Origin of the sequence: Marinobacter azerbaijanicus, from assembly GCF_030250645.1 — a bacterium.
Classification (GTDB): domain Bacteria; phylum Pseudomonadota; class Gammaproteobacteria; order Pseudomonadales; family Oleiphilaceae; genus Marinobacter; species Marinobacter azerbaijanicus.
This window is the reverse complement of sequence record NZ_JASSVS010000002.1, coordinates 532,383-548,380: the sequence shown is the minus strand read 5'-3', so window position 1 is coordinate 548,380 and position 15,998 is coordinate 532,383. Positions and strand designations below refer to the sequence as shown.

Here is a 15,998-nt window from a genome sequence, read left to right as displayed (position 1 = left end):
TGCATGCATGTAATCTATGGCGGTACCTTCGATCCCATTCATCATGGTCACCTGCGTCTGGCCGTAGAGCTCAGAGAGCGGCTGGGCGTGGCGGAGGTATCGCTGATGCCCTGCCACGTGCCTCCACATCGGGATGTTCCCGGTGCAACCAGCGAGCAACGGGTGGCGTTACTTGAGCTGGCCATTGCCGATGAGCCCGGTCTGACCCTGGATGAGCGGGAGTTGGGGCGTGGTGGTGCCTCCTATACGGCGGAGACGCTGCGCCAGATCCGTGGGGAACTGGGCCCGGACAAGCCGCTGACGATGGTTCTGGGCACTGATTCCTTCGCCGGTTTTGATCGTTGGCAGGAATGGCAGCGCATTCCTGAGCTGGCACACATTGTTGTGGTGCGACGGCCGGGGCCGGGGCTGGAGCCGGGTAGTGTGCCGGCACGTCTGCTCGAACAGAGAGCCGTAGGCGATGCCGGGGCCCTGTATGCTGCCCCTTGCGGTCATATTCTTGAGCTGGATCCGCCCTTGCTGGATATATCGGCGACAGGTATCCGTGACCGGATCCTTTCCGGTCGCTCGCCCCGATATCTGCTGCCAGACGCAGTGTGGCAGGAAATTCGTCGCCAGGGACTCTACGGGGCGTGACCTGATGGGAACTTTTAGTGCTACAATCCTGTCTGAATATGACTTTTCGGGTGGCTGCCTTCGCCGTCACCCGCCAACAGGGTGATTATGCAGGCAGAGCAACTTAAAGAACTGGTCGTGGGTGCGCTTGAAGACGTCAAGGCGCAAGACGTGAGTATTATCGATGTCAGGGGAAGAACCAGTGTAACGGATTACATGGTTCTGGCCTCCGGAACCTCCAACCGGCATGTGAAATCCCTTGCGGATTCAGTACTTTCAGAAGCAAGGGAGCAGGGAGTCCGGGCGAGCAACGTGGAAGGTGCCAATGCCAGCGACTGGATTCTGGTTGATCTTGGTGACGTGGTGGTCCATGTCATGATGCCGGCAACCCGCGAATTTTACGATCTTGAGCGCCTTTGGCGCGATGCTCCGGATCTGGGTGTTGCAGGTAGCGAATAGTCATGCGGTTACGTCTGGTCTGTGTAGGCCAGAAAATGCCCGAATGGGTCAGCCAGGGTTACAACGAGTATGCTCGCCGGATGCCGCCGGAGCTGGCCATTGAGCTGGTGGAAATTCCGATGGCTCATCGTGGCAAGAATCCTGATATCCCCAGGCTGATGCAGCGCGAGGGAGAAGCTATCCTGTCAGCCTTGGGCCCTCGTGACCGTGTCATAGCCCTTGAGGTCGGTGGCCGCAACTGGTCCACCGAAAAGCTGGCCGGCCAGCTTGAGAACTGGCAACAGGACGGCCGTGACGTCAGTTTTCTCGTTGGAGGTCCTGACGGGCTTGCCGAGTTCTGTCGATCCCGGGCCGACCAGTTGTGGTCGTTGTCAGCGCTGACCTTGCCGCACCCCCTGGTACGCATCCTTCTCGCCGAGCAGTTGTACAGGGCCTGGTCTGTTACCCGTAATCACCCTTATCACCGGGCCTAGGAAACCGATATGCCCTGGGGAGAATTCAAAGACACTGTAGCCGAGCGGCGCCTGTTCCAGAGGCGCGCCATGGTTATGCTGTTGCTGGTATTCGTGTTGCTGGGCCTGCTGGTTGCCAGAATGTACCAACTGCAGGTGGTTGAACACGATGTCTATACCACGCTTTCCGATAAGAACCGCGTTCAGGTGCAGTCTGTGGCGCCTCCCCGGGGGCTGGTCTATGACCGCAATGATGTGTTGCTGGCTGAGAATCGTCCGGTTTTCAGCGTGACCCTGGTGCCCGAGCGCGTTGGCGACATGGAACAGACCCTTGCTAAACTCCAGGGCATGCTGAGCATTTCCGAGGAGGACATGGAGCGATTTCACCGCCGACTTCTTGAGCCACGCCGCCCCTTCCAGGAATTGCCTCTGCGCTATGATCTGAACGAGCAGGAAATTGCGCGCCTGGCGGTTCATCGCCACGAACTGCCTGGTGTCGAGGTATCTGCCGAGCTCGTGCGCTACTATCCCCACAGCGAACTGACTGCCCATGCCCTCGGTTATGTGGGGCGCATCAACAGGCAGGAACTGCAGCGAATTGATCCGGTTAATTACGCGGGCACCAACTACATCGGCAAGTCCGGGGTGGAGCGATTCTACGAAGAGTTGCTGCATGGACGTGTGGGTTACCAGCATGTGGAGACCAACGCACGGGGTAGGACCTTACGTGTGCTTGAGCGGGAAAATCCAGTACCTGGCGAGGACATCCGGCTGCACATGGATCTGCGGTTGCAAAGGCTGGCACATGAGCTTCTGGATGGCCGGCGTGGCGCTATCATTGCGATTGAACCCTCCACCGGTGGGCTATTGGCGCTGGCCAGTGTTCCCGGTTTTGATGCCAACCAGTTTGTGACCGGCATTGGTGTCGAAGCCTATCGCGAACTCAGTACAAGCGTCGACAAGCCGCTTTTCAATCGGGCCCTGCGAGGTCAATACCCCCCGGGTTCCACGCTCAAGCCCATGCTCGCCATCGCTGCGCTCGACAGCGATGCTGTGACCCGGGACAAGACCATCTGGGATCCTGGCTACTATCAGTTGAATTCGGGCGGGCGTCGCTGGCGTGACTGGAAGCGGGGTGGTCACGGCTGGGTGGACCTGAAAGAAGCCGTGGCGGAGTCCTGCGATATCTATTTCTACGATGCAGCTGTCACCATGGGCGTTGATACCATGCACAAGTACCTTTCCGCCTTCGGTTTCGGCGAAGATGCTACTCTGGATGTAGCCGGGGCCCTGAGTGGCCTGCTGCCGTCCCGGGACTGGAAGCGTGCTGTTCACAATGAGCCCTGGTATCCGGGAGACTCGGTAAACCTCGGCATTGGCCAGGGATTCATGTTGGCAACGCCACTGCAACTGGCTACTGCCACTTCGGTTATCGCCAACCGCGGAAACTGGGCCGAGCCCAGGCTGCTCAAGGATATCAAGGGTGCGGAGTCGATTGACGAGGTGCTGCCCACAGGAACCCACCAGTCCATCGAGCTTGACAACCCGGACGACTGGGAATTTGTTGTCGATACCATGGCTGAAGTCATGCATGGCAGCAAAGGTACGGCCCGGGGAGCGGCCCGCGGCGCCCCCTATCGAATGGCGGGAAAGACCGGTACCGCACAGGTGTTCAGCCTGGCGGAAGACGAAGAGTACGAAGAGGAGGAAATCCGCGAGCGTCTGCGGGATCACGCCCTGTTTGTCGGTTTCGCACCGGTGGATGATCCGCAGATTGCTGTTGCCGTGATTGTAGAAAACGGTGGTAGCGGCAGCGGGACTGCGGCGCCGGTTGCCCGCGCAATATTCGATGCCTGGTTGCTGGGTTTTCCGGGCGAGGGTGAAGCTGTGGTAGTCGGTGAATCCGGGGAGGCTTCCCACTGATGTCAGCCGGAAGTCTTTTTGATCAACCAGTGCGGCACCCCCTGTCAGGCTCCAGGGGTATCTGGTCTTTCCTGCATATTGATCCGGTACTGCTGGTTCTGCTGCTTGCCCTTATCTCGGGTGGCCTGGTGGTGCTGTACAGCGGGGCTGACGCGAATATTGCCGTAGTGAAAGCCCAGGGCATCCGTATGGGGGTGGCACTGATTGTGATGTTTGTGTTCGCCCAGCTTGACCCGGCGGTGTTCAGGCGATGGTCGCCCTGGCTTTATATAGCCGGGGTCGCCGGACTTGCGGCGGTGTTGTTGGTTGGTGTTGGTGCCAAGGGTGCCCAGCGCTGGCTGGATATACCCGGGTTGCCACGTTTTCAGCCCTCCGAATTGATGAAGCTCGTGGTACCAATGATGACCGCCTGGTATCTGTCGCGTCATTATCTGCCGCCCCGTGCGCGCCACGTGGGAGTGGCATTGCTGATCGTACTGCTGCCTATGGCGATGATTATCCTCCAGCCAGACCTCGGAACTTCGTTGCTGGTTGGCTCAGCCGGTATTTTTGTGGTGTTTTTTGCCGGCATCAGCTGGCGGCTGATTGGAGCTTTCTTCGCCATGGTGTCGGTTGCGGCGCCCCTGATGTGGTTTTTTGTCCTGCGCGAGTACCAGAAGCAGCGTGTGTTGACCCTGCTTGATCCTCAGAGCGATCCGCTTGGCGCCGGCTGGAATATTATTCAGTCCAAGACGGCTATTGGCTCCGGCGGCATGGATGGCAAAGGCTGGCTCCAGGGAACCCAGTCCCATCTCGAGTTTCTACCGGAGAGTCATACCGACTTCATTGTAGCGGTACTGGCGGAGGAGTTCGGTTTTGTCGGCATGCTGGTTCTGCTGGTGCTTTATCTGCTGATCATCCTGCGCTGCCTGTACATTGCCGCAACAGCCCAGGACTCTTTCAGTCGTCTGCTGGCCGGCGCACTGACTATGACTTTCTTCATCTACGTGTTTGTCAACGTGGGGATGGTCAGTGGACTGCTCCCGGTGGTAGGCGTTCCGTTACCTCTGGTGAGCTACGGTGGAACGTCAGGGGTGACGCTGATGGCGGCCTTCGGGGTGCTGATGTCGGTCCATACCCATCGGCGGATGATCGGCGCCTGACGGCGATAGTGATGGTGGTGGACCATGGACGGGGAGTAATGGTTGCAGGGCCCGCCAGCATGGTAATCTTGGCAGCGCCTCGCGTTGCGGCAATTGTCAGTCGCGTTCCTGGCAGTATGGCATTGATAAAGTTACGGGTTACATCCGGTCAAGGGGATTCATGAAAGCTGTCAGGTATTGGATCGGTATCGGTTTGACAATGGGCTGCCTTTGGTTCCCGACCCTGGCATTGGCGGGGCAGTACGAAAAGACACCCGAGGGACGTGAATTTGTCCGTGAGATGGCGGAACGCTATGGGTTTGAAACAGAGCGGGTATCGGAATTGCTGGCCAGCGCGCAGCGTCGTGATTCGATACTGGATGCGATCAGCCGGCCGGCGGAGAAAACCCTCGAATGGTACGAATATCGCCGGATTTTCATGCGCGAAGAGCGCATCGGACAGGGGGTCGAGTTCCTTCAGCAGCATCAGGAGGCGTTTGAGCGGGCTGAAAATGAATACGGGGTGCCGGCACCGGTCATTGCCGCGATTATTGGTGTCGAGACCTGGTATGGCACCTACAAGGGCAAATACCGGGTACTGGATGCCCTCGCCACGCTTGCATTTGATTATCCGCCACGGAGCCGTTTTTTTCGCAGTGAACTTGCCCAGTACCTTCTGATGACCCGTGAACAGGGCTTCGACCCTCTTGAACTCACGGGCTCCTACGCCGGGGCAATGGGGTATGGCCAGTTCATTTCCAGCAGTTATCGTCATTACGCGATCGATTTTGACGGTGATGGCGTGGCAGATATTCTTACCAATCCGGTAGACGCCATTGGCAGCGTCGCCAATTATTTCCGGGCCCATCACTGGCAACCTGGCGGGCCAGTTGCGGAACAGGTAGGTAACACTCTGCCAGAGTCCTCGCGATTGCTGTCCCGGGAACTGAAACCCGAGTTCACGGTCAACGACTACCGGCAAGCCGGTATAGTGCCGGAAGCCGATGTGCCAGATGATGCTGACGCCAGGGCTATTCGCCTTGTCGGCGAAGATGAACAGCAACTTTGGCTGACGTATCATAATTTTTATGTGATAACCCGCTACAATCACAGTCATCTCTATGCCATGGCAGTGCACCAGCTGGCCAGGGCTCTGGAAGCGCGGGTAGAGCAGGCAGAAATAAAAGACGGGGTAGGTAACAGCTCGTGATGAAAATCCATGTCCTATTGCTGATTTTCGGGGCACTGATCCTTGCAGGGTGTGCGTCATCGCCTGAGCCGGATCACTCTTCCCGTTATTCCCTTTCCCGGGATCGTGCGCCTTCGGGCGACTTTGACGCTTCCGGTCTCGCCGACGCCAAGCCCAGGTACGAGGAGCCCCGTCGGGCAGGGAACAAATCTCCCTACAATGTCTGGGGTAAGGAATACCGTGTGCTGGACAGCAATGACGGTTATGTTCAGCGGGGCACTGCGAGCTGGTATGGTGAGAAGTTTCACGGCCACAAAACCTCCAACGGTGAGGTTTTTGACATGTACGAGATGTCAGCAGCACACAAGAGCCTTAGGATTCCCGGATACGCTCGGGTGACCAACCTGGATAATGGTCGCTCTGTCGTGGTCAGGGTCAATGATCGTGGCCCATTCCATGGCGACCGGCTGATAGACCTTTCCTATGCTGCGGCCAAGAAGCTTGGTTATCAGGGCAGGGGAACCGCAAGGGTCGAAGTGGCAGCCATTACGGTTAACCGCGATGGGTCGATGACCCTTGCCGGAAAACCCTTTCCTGACGCCGGGGCTCCGGTTGCTGCCGGGCGCCTGGCCAACACGGGGCCCGGTAATGAGGCGCTGTTCGTACAGCTGGGCTCATTCAGCCAGCGTAACCCCGCCGAGGCTCTGATGGATCGCGCCCGGCGTGCTGTGGCAAACCCTATGCGGGTCAGGGAAATAGAAACGGCTTCTGGCCGCTTCCACCGGGTTCAGGTGGGACCGTTCAGAGACGAGGACGAAGCCCTCAGAGCCCAGAGCCTTCTTGAAAACCACGGATTTGGTCAGTCAATTCTATTGACGGACTCTCATTGAACCCATCACCTACTTGATATCGAATGGACCCATGGCAATAAACAAAGTGTTCCGAGCCTTCACCGCTGTTCTGCTCCTGGCCCTGTTGCCAGTAATGCCGGTTGTGGCGCAGTCTGTGCTGATACCGTCACCGCCGCAGATAGCGGCGAGTTCCTACATTCTGATGGATCCGCTTTCCGGACGGATCATCATGGAGGAAAACAGTCACGAACGTCTGCCTCCGGCGAGCCTGACCAAGATGATGACGGCCTACATTGTGGAGCGGGAGCTGGACGAGGGCCGGATATCCATGTCGGATATGGTACCCATCAGCGTTAACGCCTGGCGGACCGAAGGCTCGCGCACCTTTGTCCAGGAAGGAACGGAAGTCTCGGTCGAGGATCTGCTGAAAGGTGTCATTATCCAGTCAGGGAATGATGCTTCTGTGGCGCTGGCGGAATACGTTGCAGGCAGCGAAGGCGCGTTCGTCGATATCATGAACCAGCAGGCGCAGATCCTGGGTATGAATGAGTCCAGTTTTGCCAATGCCACCGGGTTGCCGGCACCGGACCACTTTTCAACGGCCTACGATCTCGCCCTGCTGGCAAAGGCGATTATCAATGACTACCCGGAAAACTACCCACTGTATGCGCAGAAGCACTTCACGTTCAATAATATACGGCAGCCGAACCGCAACAGCCTGCTGTGGCGTGACGACAGTGTGGATGGCCTGAAGACAGGCCATACGGAAGAGGCCGGCTATTGCCTGGTGGCCTCTGCCAAGCGCAACGATACACGCATGATTGCAGTGGTGATGGGAGCTGACAGCACTTCGTCCCGTGCCCAGGAAGTGCAGAAAATGCTCAACTATGGCTTCCGTTACTACCAGACCGAGCGACTGTTCCGTGCCGGACAGGAACTGTTGGAAGCGCGTGTCTGGGGCGGTGAGAGTGATAACCTGTCGGTAGGTCTTACAGAAGATGTCTACGTTACCATCCCCCGGGGCTCGAGGGATTCCCTGGAATCCACCGTTGAACTTGACTCTGTGATCAAGGCTCCCGTCTCCATGGGCGATGAGCTGGGGCGCGTAACGGTAAGCCTGGAAGACGATGTGGTTGTTGACCAGCCGGTGCTGGCGCTCCAGGATGTTCCCGAGGGGGGCTTCTTCAAGCGACTCTGGGACGCCGTCAAGCTATTCTTTGTTCAGTTATTTGAGTAAGGGCGCAGTATGCCCACAGGAGATAAAACCGGGATGAGCGAGTCAAAGGCACCCAAGATCGAGTTCCCCTGTGACTATGTAATCAAGGTTATCGGGGATGCCGCCCCGGACTTTGTCGAGTTCGTGGTGGAAGTCGTAGAACAGCACGCTCCCGGACTGTCGGATGATGACGTATCAGTCAAGGACAGCCGGGGTGGGCGGTTTGCTTCAGTCAGCCTGACCATCGTTGCCACTGGCGAGCCGCAGTTGAAGGCCCTGTTTGAAGAGCTCAAAGCCAGCGGCCGGGTTCATATGGTGCTGTGACCTGATGGACGAACTCATAGTGCGTACCCTGGGGGAGCAGCCCTATCTGGAAACCTGGGAAGCGATGAAATCGTTTACAGCATCCAGAGATGCCTCCACCCCGGACGAACTCTGGCTGCTGGAGCATCCTCGGGTTTACACCCAGGGGCAGACCGGAAAAGCGGAACACATACTGGCGCCCGGAGATATCCCGGTGATCCAGGTGGATCGGGGCGGGCAGGTGACCTATCACGGGCCTGGGCAGCTTGTGGTCTATCTGATGATCGACCTTACCCGTCACCGGCTGGGTATTCGCACTCTGGTTGACCTGATCGAACAGGCTATCGTGCGAACGCTTGCGGGTCTGGGTGTTACCGCGGCACCGCGCCCGGATGCGCCCGGGGTCTATGTGGAAGAGTCGAAAATAGCATCGCTGGGTCTGCGGGTAAGGCGGGGATGCTCTTTCCACGGGCTGGCCCTGAATGTGGCCATGGACATGGAACCGTTTCGCCGGATCAACCCCTGTGGCTATGCTGGCATGGCCATGTGTCAGGTCAGCGACTTTGTGCCCGGTGCAACGGTCGCCGATCTCGCCTCAACCCTCTCCGACGAGCTGGTGGCTGGCCTCGCAGGGGGAGCCGTCCGCCGGGTATCGGGGTGGTGACCCCCGGCGTTGCCACTCGAATCAGCCTGCTGTCACGCTAACTAAAGCTTCCCTCCGAATCGCAGACCTTATTTCGCCCCATGTCTTTTGCCCGGTAAAGAGCTTCGTCAGCCCGTTGCAGCAGTCGGTCCACGGACTCGGCGCCATGGATGGTGGCCGTGCCGACACTGATGGTGATATTGACGGTGCGCTTCTCTGCCCTGACAGGGGTAGAGGCGATTGCCTGGCGTATCCGGTTGGCAGTCTGGACGGCCTCGGTGATGTCTGTTTCGGGGAGCAATACGAGGTATTCCTCGCCACCCCACCGCGACAGTGTGTCCACCTTCCTGCTCTGCTCCCGGAGCGTTCTGGCCACCATCATGATAGTCTCGTCACCGACGTGATGGCCGTAGTTGTCGTTGACAGACTTGAACAGGTCAATATCCATCAGCAGCACTGAAAAAGCCCGACCGTTGCGCATATAACGCTGGTATTCGGTCTCCAGCTGCTCATGGGCCTCCCGCCGGTTATAGAGTCCCGTCAGGGCGTCATGTTTGGCTGCGTATTCGAATTCAGCAGCCAGTTTCAGCAGGCCGAGCTTGCTGCGCCGCCGGCTCTGGTCCAGGACAAAACAGGTAAACATTTCAAAACCCAGTACGGCCAGCATGGTCAGACGGAAACTGGTGCTGTAGGGGGTGTCGAATACCATATCTCCCAGCGGGCTGAACAGAAGCGCTACTGCAGCGAGACCACCGACACAGGCAATTACCCCCACTCTGGCCTCGCTGATGTAGAAGATGATCGGTGGGTAGGCAAATAGCCATATAATAGCCGAGCCATCCTCTACTGCATTGACAGCCAGGTAAGTAAACAGCACCGTAATAACGGTGATGAAGCCACGGCGTTGAAGGGTGCTGTTATGGCTGGCGAGATAGATAATACCGTTGACACTGAGCAGGGCTGCGAAAATGATCAGAATGGTGGCGGAGCCGGCGAAGCCCCGATCCAGTGAGCGCCAGGCAAAAAACAGAAGAATAGGGACAGCTGCCAGGGTGAGCCGCCCGATCAGCAGGGGAACCGGGATTTCGCCCTTTACCCGGAACTGCGAGAGCTTGGTGTCCGATGGTCTGCTGATGATCTGGGTCATTGTGCCGGTCTTGTTGTTTTTGGTTTGAGCGGGAGCCTTGAGTCCGCGCTTCCATACTAAACGCCTTTGAACGAAGGATCTGTGTAAAAACGTAAACCGTTACCCTAGTTCATGAGTAAGCAGGAGTCGGGGCTTTTACATTGGCCCCATGGTCACGGTTTTGGCGGCGCGTCAGTTAGGCTTGAGTGATGAGGTATCCGTATAATGATCGCAGAGGCTGATAACGCCAACACTTACTGAACCGGGCAGGTTTTTGATGGCACCCAGACCCAAGAGTACATCCGTTGCACGTATCAAGACTGGAAGCTTTGAGCGTCGGCTTACCCTGACAAGGGCAGGGCTGTTTGCCGGCACGCGCATGGCCTCACACATGGCCACCAACTGGTTTGGCAGCAAGGACCGGCGGGATGCGAGGCACCGGGCCATGTTATCCAGCCAGGCCCAATTCCTGGTGGACGAGCTGGGTAAGCTCAAGGGCAGTGTGGTCAAAATCGGACAGGTGATGGCACTGTACGGCGAACACTTCCTGCCGGAAGAGGTGACCGAGGCGCTGCATACCCTGGAAGATCAGACGACCTGGCTTGAGTGGCCGTCCATTGAGCGCGTACTCAAAGACGAACTTGGTGCCCAGCGGCTGGCGGAACTGGAGGTGGATCCCGACCCGATCGGTGCCGCTTCCCTCGGTCAGGTTCACCGGGCCCGGCGACGGAGCGATGGCCTCGAACTGGTGCTGAAAGTCCAGTACCCGGGCGTCGATGAGGCTGTTGATAGCGACCTTAATTCGGTCGCTCAGCTGCTCCGGGTTGCTCGTCTGGTATCGTTCGGTCCGGAATTCAACGACTGGCTGGAAGAAGTACGGGACATGATGCACCGGGAGGTGGATTATCGCCTGGAGGCACAAACCACGGAGAAATTCCGGCAAATGCTATTGGATGATCCCCGCTTCGTGGTGCCCCGTGTTCTGGAAGAATACTGCACCGTGCATGTTATTGCCTCCACCTACGAGCAGGGGCATTCCGTCAGCTCGGTCGCGGTCAGGGAGTTGCCCCTGGAGCGCCGCAGCGAACTCGGCCGGGCAGCGTTGGAGCTGTTTTTCAGGGAGCTTTTCGTCTGGGGCGAAATCCAGACTGACCCGAACTTCGGCAACTACCGCATCCGCATTGCCGGCGAGAATGGTGCCGACACCCGGCACGACCAGATTGTATTACTGGATTTTGGTGCCGTTCAGGCTTACTCGGCAAAATTCCTTGATCCGGTTATCCAGATGATCCGGGCGTCCTACGAGGGCGATCTGGAGGCAGTGATTGATGGCGGCGTCAAGCTCCGTTTCATGAACCCGGACTGGCCGGACGACGTGCTGGAAAAGTTTGGCGCGGTTTGCATGTCGGTGCTGGAACCCCTGTCACGGGACCGCAGCAACTGGCCGGATTACGCCGTAAACGACAAGGGTGAATACCGTTGGAAACAAAGCGACCTACCGTCCCGGGTTGCCCGCCAGGCAGCGCGCTCCGCCATTAGCCGTTACTTCAAGGTTCCGCCAAAAGAGTTTGTGTTTCTTAACCGTAAACTGATCGGCGTCTACACCTTCATTGCGGTACTCAACGCCGAGTTCAACGGTGAGGACCTGCTTCGGAAATACCTCTATGATGACCCGGGAACGCCGGATGCTTCCAGTACCAGCCAGATTACCAATGCGTAGCGTATACCCTTGCCAATACCCACCAGCACCACGAAATTGAGCCAGGGCACGCGCATGATCCCGCCCACCAGAGTCAGTGCGTCGCCACCAATGGGCAGCCAGCCCAGCAGCAGTGACCACTGCCCATAGCGGTTGAAGCGGGTTCTGGCCTTCTCCAGCTGGTTTTCAGAAACCGGAAACCAGCGTTTGTGCTTAAAGCGATCCACTTGCCTGCCGATAACCCCATTAATCACAGAGCCTGCGGTATTGCCTGCAGTGGCCCAGAACCAGATCCCCCAGAGTGAATAGCCTTGCGTGACCATGCCGCCAAGCAGAATTTCCGAGTATGCCGGCAACAGCGTTGCCGCGGCCAGCGCGGTCATGAACAGAGTGAAATAGGCCAATGGACGCTCCTGATGAGATTATTGCGTGTCAGGCTCGAATGGCAGCGGTGTTGAAAGGACACTACGCTGAATATATATCCCCGCACCAAGACAGGTTGCCGTATCAATGAAAAAACTGTCACTACGCTTCAAACTTTATGCCCTCGTCATTACCCTCCTGCTGGTTATGGGGATCAGCATTGTCGTCACCGCACAGCTTTCGCTGGGGCAGATGGAGCAGCGAATCACCTCTGAAACCAGTGACACAGTGCGCAGTCTCGCTATCGACCGGCTCAGTGCGACCGCTGGTAAATACGGTGAAGTGGTCAGTGGTATGTTTGCTACAGCGTATCGGACGCCGGAAGTCGTGCGCAACGTCATCAGCCGGAATATTCAGGCTGACAGTTCCGGCCGTATCAGTCGGAGTGCGCTTCAGGAAACGGTTGGCGCGGTGCTTGAAGCACAGGAAAGCCTGAGCTCCATCTATGCTCAGTTCGAGCCAGATGCCTACGACGGTCAGGACCGCTATTTTACGGGTGGCGTTGAAGAGCACAGCAGTGATGAAGGCACCCTTGAGATCTACTACTACCGTTCTCCGACAGGCGACGTGGTATTCAGCCGCACTGAAGATCCGGCTACCAAGTACCTCGACGACCGGAATGAATTCGGAATTCGGCAGGCGGAATGGTATTTGTGTTCCCGGGACACGAAAAAGCCCTGCATTATGGAACCCTACGAATATGAGATTGAGGATGGCTATTCGGAACTGATGACCAGCCTCGTGGTTCCTATTCTCGACGGCAATGAATTTGCTGGCGTGGTTGGCGTCGACCTGAATCTGTCGACGTTGCAGAAAGCAATCAATAACGTCAGCAACCAGCTCTACGACGGAGCTTCAAGGGTCACCCTTCTGAGCAACAAGGGGCTGGTGGCGGCGTCCAGTCACTATAGTGATTACCTGGGGCGGCCTCTGTCGGAAGCGTTGCCGGAACAGGCTGATGAGTATATTTCCCTGCATACCGATGGTGGTACCTATGACAACGGGGAAACCCTGGCCGTCTCCTATCCTATTGAGATCGACCTGCCGGATACCAAGTGGTCGCTGCTGATTGAGTTGCCCCGCGAAGCTGCCCTGGCGGACGTTGCGGAGATTACCGGTCTGCTATCCAGTGAGGTGGCCGCTACGGCCGGGCGACAGACCATGGTGGGTGTGCTGGTGTCGATTGTCGCGATTCTGATACTCGTGGTGCTGGTGCGTTCCGTCACCCGGCCGCTCAATGAGATCCGTGATCGCATGAAAAACCTGGCCAGTGCTGAAGGGGATCTCACCCGTGAGCTGGATATTGACACACATGCGGAGCTGATCGAGCTCGCCGGCGGGTTCAACCGGTTCCTAGGCCGTCTCCGGGAAATGATTAACGACCTCAAAGAGGTCAACGTGAAGGTAGGTCAGCAGGCAGCTGATGTGGGTGCAATCGCCAGGGAAACGGACGAGCAGACTGAACGCCAGCATCAGGATATCGAGAGTGTTGTCACTGCCATGAATGAAATGTCGGCAGCCTCCGGCGAGGTAGCCGGCTTCGCCGGGGAAGCAGCGGAAAATGCGCAGATGGCCCAGGATGGCGTCCGCTTTACCCAGGATACACTGACCTCAGCGCTGGAAGGTGTCAGCGCACTTGCCGGGGATATGGATGAGGCCAGTACCGCTATCGGCCACGTCGCTACCCGTAGTGAAGATATAAACCGAATTCTTGAAGTTATCCGTGGTATCGCAGAACAGACCAACCTGTTGGCCCTGAACGCCGCTATCGAAGCGGCCCGCGCAGGGGAGCAGGGTCGCGGTTTCGCTGTTGTGGCGGATGAGGTAAGAACGCTGGCCTCGCGCACCCGTGAGTCGACCGACGAAATAAGCCAGATGATTGATGGCCTGCAGAGTGATGTCAGCGGCGCTGTGAGCGTTATCCAGAGTGGCGTCGACCGGGCGACCCGGGCGGTTGACGGTACCCGTGAGGCAGACCATTCCCTGGCTACTGTAGTAGAGCGCATCGCCACCATTGTGGAGCACGTCACTCATGTGGCGACGGCAGCAGAGGAGCAGAGTTCTGTCAGTGAGGAAATCAATCAGAACCTTACCCGTATTGGTGATGCGGCAAACGATCTGCGAACACTGGCGCAACGGGTAAGTGGCAGCGGCCGGTCCCTCGATGAGCAGGTGCGGGCACTGGATGCCGAGCTGAGCCGTCTCAAGACCTGATCTTCCGGGTCAGGTCCGGCTGCAAAGGGAGTTGTGGTCAGTGGCTGGATCGTTTATTGCTATCGGTGCCATTCAGGTCATCAATTTTATTTTCAGGCAAACGTGCGATCATAATGCCTTCTTTTCGAGGCGGTGAAGGCCCGTCCATTTTCCGGACCAGGAGTTGAATTATGGAGCAAGTCACCATTTTTGGCCGTGCTTCCTGTGGTTTCTGCATGCGTGCCAGGCAGCTTTGCGAGATCAATGATCTGCCATACCGTTATGTCGACATGGTTGAAGAGGGAATCAGTAAAGAAGATCTGTCGAAAACCATCGGTAAGCCGGTGCATACGGTCCCGCAGATTTTTGTGGGCCAGGAGCATGTTGGTGGTTTTGATCACTTCTCCGAGTATCTGGCGCGGGCCGGTACGACGGCCAGCTGAATCATCGTCCACGAAAAAAAGGGCGCCACCTGACTAATCAGGGGCACCCTTTTTCGCAGGCCAATCAGAGCTGAAAGTCGGCCTTCAGTTTCTTTTCAACCAGTTGATTTTTCAGTTTCGCCACGCGGGGCAGGCCGTCGTCGAATGGCGGGAAGCTCTCGCCGTAAATCAATGGCTCCAGGTAGTCGCGGCAGTCCTGGGTAATGCCATAGCCATCATCGGTAATGAAGTGGATCGGCATTTTCTTTTCCTGGTTGGCGACCTCGCTCAACGGCGCTTCACCAATGTGCCAGCGATAGGGGCGTGACTGCTCGCGGACAATAGTAGGCATCAGTGCCTGCTTGCCTGCCATCGCCATTTCCACGGCCACCCTGCCTACCGAATAGGCCTGTTCCACATCTGTGGCTGAGGCAATATGGCGCGCACTGCGCTGCAGGTAATCCGCCACCGCCCAGTGGTACTTGTGACCCAGGGCCTGGCGCACCATATTGGCCAGCGCCGGAGCTACGCCACCGAGCTGGGTGTGGCCGAACGCATCCTTGGCGCCGGCATCAGCCAGGAAGCGGCCATCTTCATACTGGGCGCCTTCCGACGCAACCACCACGCAGTAGCCATACTCCTTTACGCAGAAATCAACGCGCTCAAGAAACCGCTCCCGTTCAAACGGGACTTCGGGAAACAGAATAACGTGGGGAGGCTCCCCTTCACCCTTGCCAGCGAGTCCGCCAGACGCAGCGATCCAGCCGGCGTGACGCCCCATGACTTCCAGGATGAACACCTTGGTGGACGTCTCGCACATGGAGCGGATGTCCAGGCTGGCTTCCAGGGTAGAGGTGGCAATGTACTTGGCCACAGATCCGAAACCGGGGCAGCAGTCGGTAAAGGGCAGGTCGTTGTCTACCGTTTTCGGGATGCCCATGCAGGTAATCGGGTAGCCCATCTTCTCGGCAAGGTGGGAAACCTTGTAGGCGGTATCCTGGGAATCGCCGCCGCCATTGTAGAAGAAGTAACCGATGTCGTGAGCGCGGAACACTTCAATCAGGCGTTCGTATTCCCGCTTGTTTTCGGAAAAGTTCTTCAGTTTGTGGCGGCAGGACCCGAATGCACCGCCCGGGGTATGGATCAGGGCCTGGATGTCATCATCGCTTTCCAGGCTGGTGTCGATCAGTTCCTCTTTCAGTGCGCCGATAATACCATTGCGTCCGGCATAGACCTTTCCGATCTGATCCGGGTACTTGCGGGCGGTCTGAATGACCCCGCAGGCGCTGGCGTTGATGACGGCGGTCACACCGCCTGACTGGGCATAGAATGCGTTTCTGGTGGCCATTTCCGGCTGGTGCCT

At 57.7% G+C, this 15,998-nt stretch carries 16 protein-coding genes; 13 read left to right on the top strand and 3 right to left on the bottom strand.

From position 1 onward, the window contains the following. Positions 1–3 precede the first annotated feature (3 nt). The 10 genes from nadD to lipB all read left to right on the top strand — a co-directional run bounded on the left by nadD (position 4) and on the right by lipB (position 8,793). Complete coding sequence (gene nadD, locus QPM17_RS06025) at positions 4–636, top strand: nicotinate-nucleotide adenylyltransferase (RefSeq protein ID WP_285389643.1); 633 nt, start codon at positions 4–6, stop codon at positions 634–636. 87 nt (positions 637–723) lie between these two features. After that, positions 724–1,074, top strand: a complete 351-nt coding sequence (gene rsfS / locus QPM17_RS06020; protein WP_285389641.1) for a ribosome silencing factor — start codon at positions 724–726, stop codon at positions 1,072–1,074. Positions 1,075–1,076: 2 nt separating this feature from the next. Then, the gene (rlmH, locus tag QPM17_RS06015) at positions 1,077–1,547 is read left to right on the top strand and encodes a 23S rRNA (pseudouridine(1915)-N(3))-methyltransferase RlmH (protein WP_285389638.1); all 471 of its coding nucleotides are present in this window, start codon (positions 1,077–1,079) and stop codon (positions 1,545–1,547) included. 9 nt (positions 1,548–1,556) lie between these two features. Next, the gene (gene mrdA, locus QPM17_RS06010; RefSeq protein ID WP_285389635.1) at positions 1,557–3,449 is read left to right on the top strand and encodes a penicillin-binding protein 2; all 1,893 of its coding nucleotides are present in this window, start codon (positions 1,557–1,559) and stop codon (positions 3,447–3,449) included. Further along, positions 3,449–4,591: a rod shape-determining protein RodA gene (gene rodA, locus QPM17_RS06005; protein WP_285389634.1), complete on the top strand. Its 1,143-nt coding sequence runs from the start codon at positions 3,449–3,451 to the stop codon at positions 4,589–4,591. The genes mrdA and rodA overlap by 1 nt, the downstream gene beginning before the upstream one ends. Positions 4,592–4,751: 160 nt before the next feature. Continuing rightward, the gene (gene mltB / locus QPM17_RS06000) at positions 4,752–5,780 is read left to right on the top strand and encodes a lytic murein transglycosylase B (RefSeq protein WP_285389633.1); all 1,029 of its coding nucleotides are present in this window, start codon (positions 4,752–4,754) and stop codon (positions 5,778–5,780) included. Further along, a complete protein-coding gene (locus tag QPM17_RS05995; RefSeq protein ID WP_285389631.1) occupies positions 5,780–6,649 on the top strand; it encodes a septal ring lytic transglycosylase RlpA family protein in 870 nt (289 codons plus the stop codon). The genes mltB and QPM17_RS05995 overlap by 1 nt, the downstream gene beginning before the upstream one ends. 31 nt (positions 6,650–6,680) lie before the next feature. After that, entirely contained in the window at positions 6,681–7,847 is a 1,167-nt protein-coding gene (locus tag QPM17_RS05990; protein ID WP_285389630.1) for a D-alanyl-D-alanine carboxypeptidase family protein, read from the top strand. 33 nt (positions 7,848–7,880) lie between these two features. Further along, positions 7,881–8,150 carry an HP0495 family protein gene (locus QPM17_RS05985; RefSeq protein ID WP_285389628.1) on the top strand — a complete coding sequence of 90 codons (270 nt, stop codon included), beginning with the start codon at positions 7,881–7,883 and terminating at the stop codon, positions 8,148–8,150. Positions 8,151–8,154: 4 nt separating this feature from the next. Next, positions 8,155–8,793 (top strand): lipoyl(octanoyl) transferase LipB, encoded by a 639-nt coding sequence (gene lipB, locus QPM17_RS05980; RefSeq protein ID WP_285389627.1) that lies wholly within the window; start codon positions 8,155–8,157, stop codon positions 8,791–8,793. Positions 8,794–8,830: 37 nt separating this feature from the next. Here lipB and QPM17_RS05975 read toward each other — a convergent pair whose 3' ends face one another. Then, positions 8,831–9,919, bottom strand: a complete 1,089-nt coding sequence (locus tag QPM17_RS05975) for a GGDEF domain-containing protein (protein WP_285389626.1) — start codon at positions 9,917–9,919, stop codon at positions 8,831–8,833. Between the two features lie 256 nt (positions 9,920–10,175). Here QPM17_RS05975 and QPM17_RS05970 point away from each other — a divergent pair, with 256 nt between their 5' ends. After that, positions 10,176–11,618, top strand: a complete 1,443-nt coding sequence (locus QPM17_RS05970) for an ABC1 kinase family protein (RefSeq protein ID WP_285389625.1) — start codon at positions 10,176–10,178, stop codon at positions 11,616–11,618. Here QPM17_RS05970 and QPM17_RS05965 read toward each other — a convergent pair. Beyond that, positions 11,561–12,001, bottom strand: a complete 441-nt coding sequence (locus QPM17_RS05965) for a YqaA family protein (protein WP_285389624.1) — start codon at positions 11,999–12,001, stop codon at positions 11,561–11,563. The genes QPM17_RS05970 and QPM17_RS05965 overlap by 58 nt on opposite strands. Positions 12,002–12,107: 106 nt before the next feature. On the opposite strand from QPM17_RS05965, the gene QPM17_RS05960 reads away from it, so the two are divergent. Together QPM17_RS05960 and QPM17_RS05955 are read left to right on the top strand one after the other, a co-directional pair. Next, positions 12,108–14,234, top strand: a complete 2,127-nt coding sequence (locus QPM17_RS05960) for a methyl-accepting chemotaxis protein (RefSeq protein ID WP_285389623.1) — start codon at positions 12,108–12,110, stop codon at positions 14,232–14,234. Between the two features lie 170 nt (positions 14,235–14,404). Further along, positions 14,405–14,656, top strand: a complete 252-nt coding sequence (locus QPM17_RS05955) for a GrxA family glutaredoxin (RefSeq protein ID WP_285389620.1) — start codon at positions 14,405–14,407, stop codon at positions 14,654–14,656. 64 nt (positions 14,657–14,720) lie between these two features. Here QPM17_RS05955 and QPM17_RS05950 read toward each other — a convergent pair whose 3' ends face one another. Further along, a complete protein-coding gene (locus QPM17_RS05950; protein WP_285389618.1) occupies positions 14,721–15,983 on the bottom strand; it encodes a 6-phosphofructokinase in 1,263 nt (420 codons plus the stop codon). Between the last annotated feature and the right edge of the window lie 15 nt (positions 15,984–15,998).

What these genes read in the sequence shown, in the direction of transcription:
- QPM17_RS05955 (WP_285389620.1), top strand. Translation starts at nt 14,405, where the DNA reads ATGGAGCAAGTCACCATTTTTGGCCGTGCTTCCTGTGGTTTCTGCATG.
- mltB (WP_285389633.1), top strand. Translation starts at nt 4,752, where the DNA reads ATGAAAGCTGTCAGGTATTGGATCGGTATCGGTTTGACAATGGGCTGC.
- rodA (WP_285389634.1), top strand. Translation starts at nt 3,449, where the DNA reads ATGTCAGCCGGAAGTCTTTTTGATCAACCAGTGCGGCACCCCCTGTCA.
- QPM17_RS05975 (WP_285389626.1), bottom strand. Translation starts at nt 9,919, where the DNA reads ATGACCCAGATCATCAGCAGACCATCGGACACCAAGCTCTCGCAGTTC.
- QPM17_RS05960 (WP_285389623.1), top strand. Translation starts at nt 12,108, where the DNA reads ATGAAAAAACTGTCACTACGCTTCAAACTTTATGCCCTCGTCATTACC.
- rsfS (WP_285389641.1), top strand. Translation starts at nt 724, where the DNA reads ATGCAGGCAGAGCAACTTAAAGAACTGGTCGTGGGTGCGCTTGAAGAC.
- rlmH (WP_285389638.1), top strand. Translation starts at nt 1,077, where the DNA reads ATGCGGTTACGTCTGGTCTGTGTAGGCCAGAAAATGCCCGAATGGGTC.
- QPM17_RS05970 (WP_285389625.1), top strand. Translation starts at nt 10,176, where the DNA reads ATGGCACCCAGACCCAAGAGTACATCCGTTGCACGTATCAAGACTGGA.
- lipB (WP_285389627.1), top strand. Translation starts at nt 8,155, where the DNA reads ATGGACGAACTCATAGTGCGTACCCTGGGGGAGCAGCCCTATCTGGAA.
- nadD (WP_285389643.1), top strand. Translation starts at nt 4, where the DNA reads ATGCATGTAATCTATGGCGGTACCTTCGATCCCATTCATCATGGTCAC.
- QPM17_RS05990 (WP_285389630.1), top strand. Translation starts at nt 6,681, where the DNA reads ATGGCAATAAACAAAGTGTTCCGAGCCTTCACCGCTGTTCTGCTCCTG.
- QPM17_RS05985 (WP_285389628.1), top strand. Translation starts at nt 7,881, where the DNA reads ATGAGCGAGTCAAAGGCACCCAAGATCGAGTTCCCCTGTGACTATGTA.
- QPM17_RS05995 (WP_285389631.1), top strand. Translation starts at nt 5,780, where the DNA reads ATGAAAATCCATGTCCTATTGCTGATTTTCGGGGCACTGATCCTTGCA.
- QPM17_RS05950 (WP_285389618.1), bottom strand. Translation starts at nt 15,983, where the DNA reads ATGGCCACCAGAAACGCATTCTATGCCCAGTCAGGCGGTGTGACCGCC.
- mrdA (WP_285389635.1), top strand. Translation starts at nt 1,557, where the DNA reads ATGCCCTGGGGAGAATTCAAAGACACTGTAGCCGAGCGGCGCCTGTTC.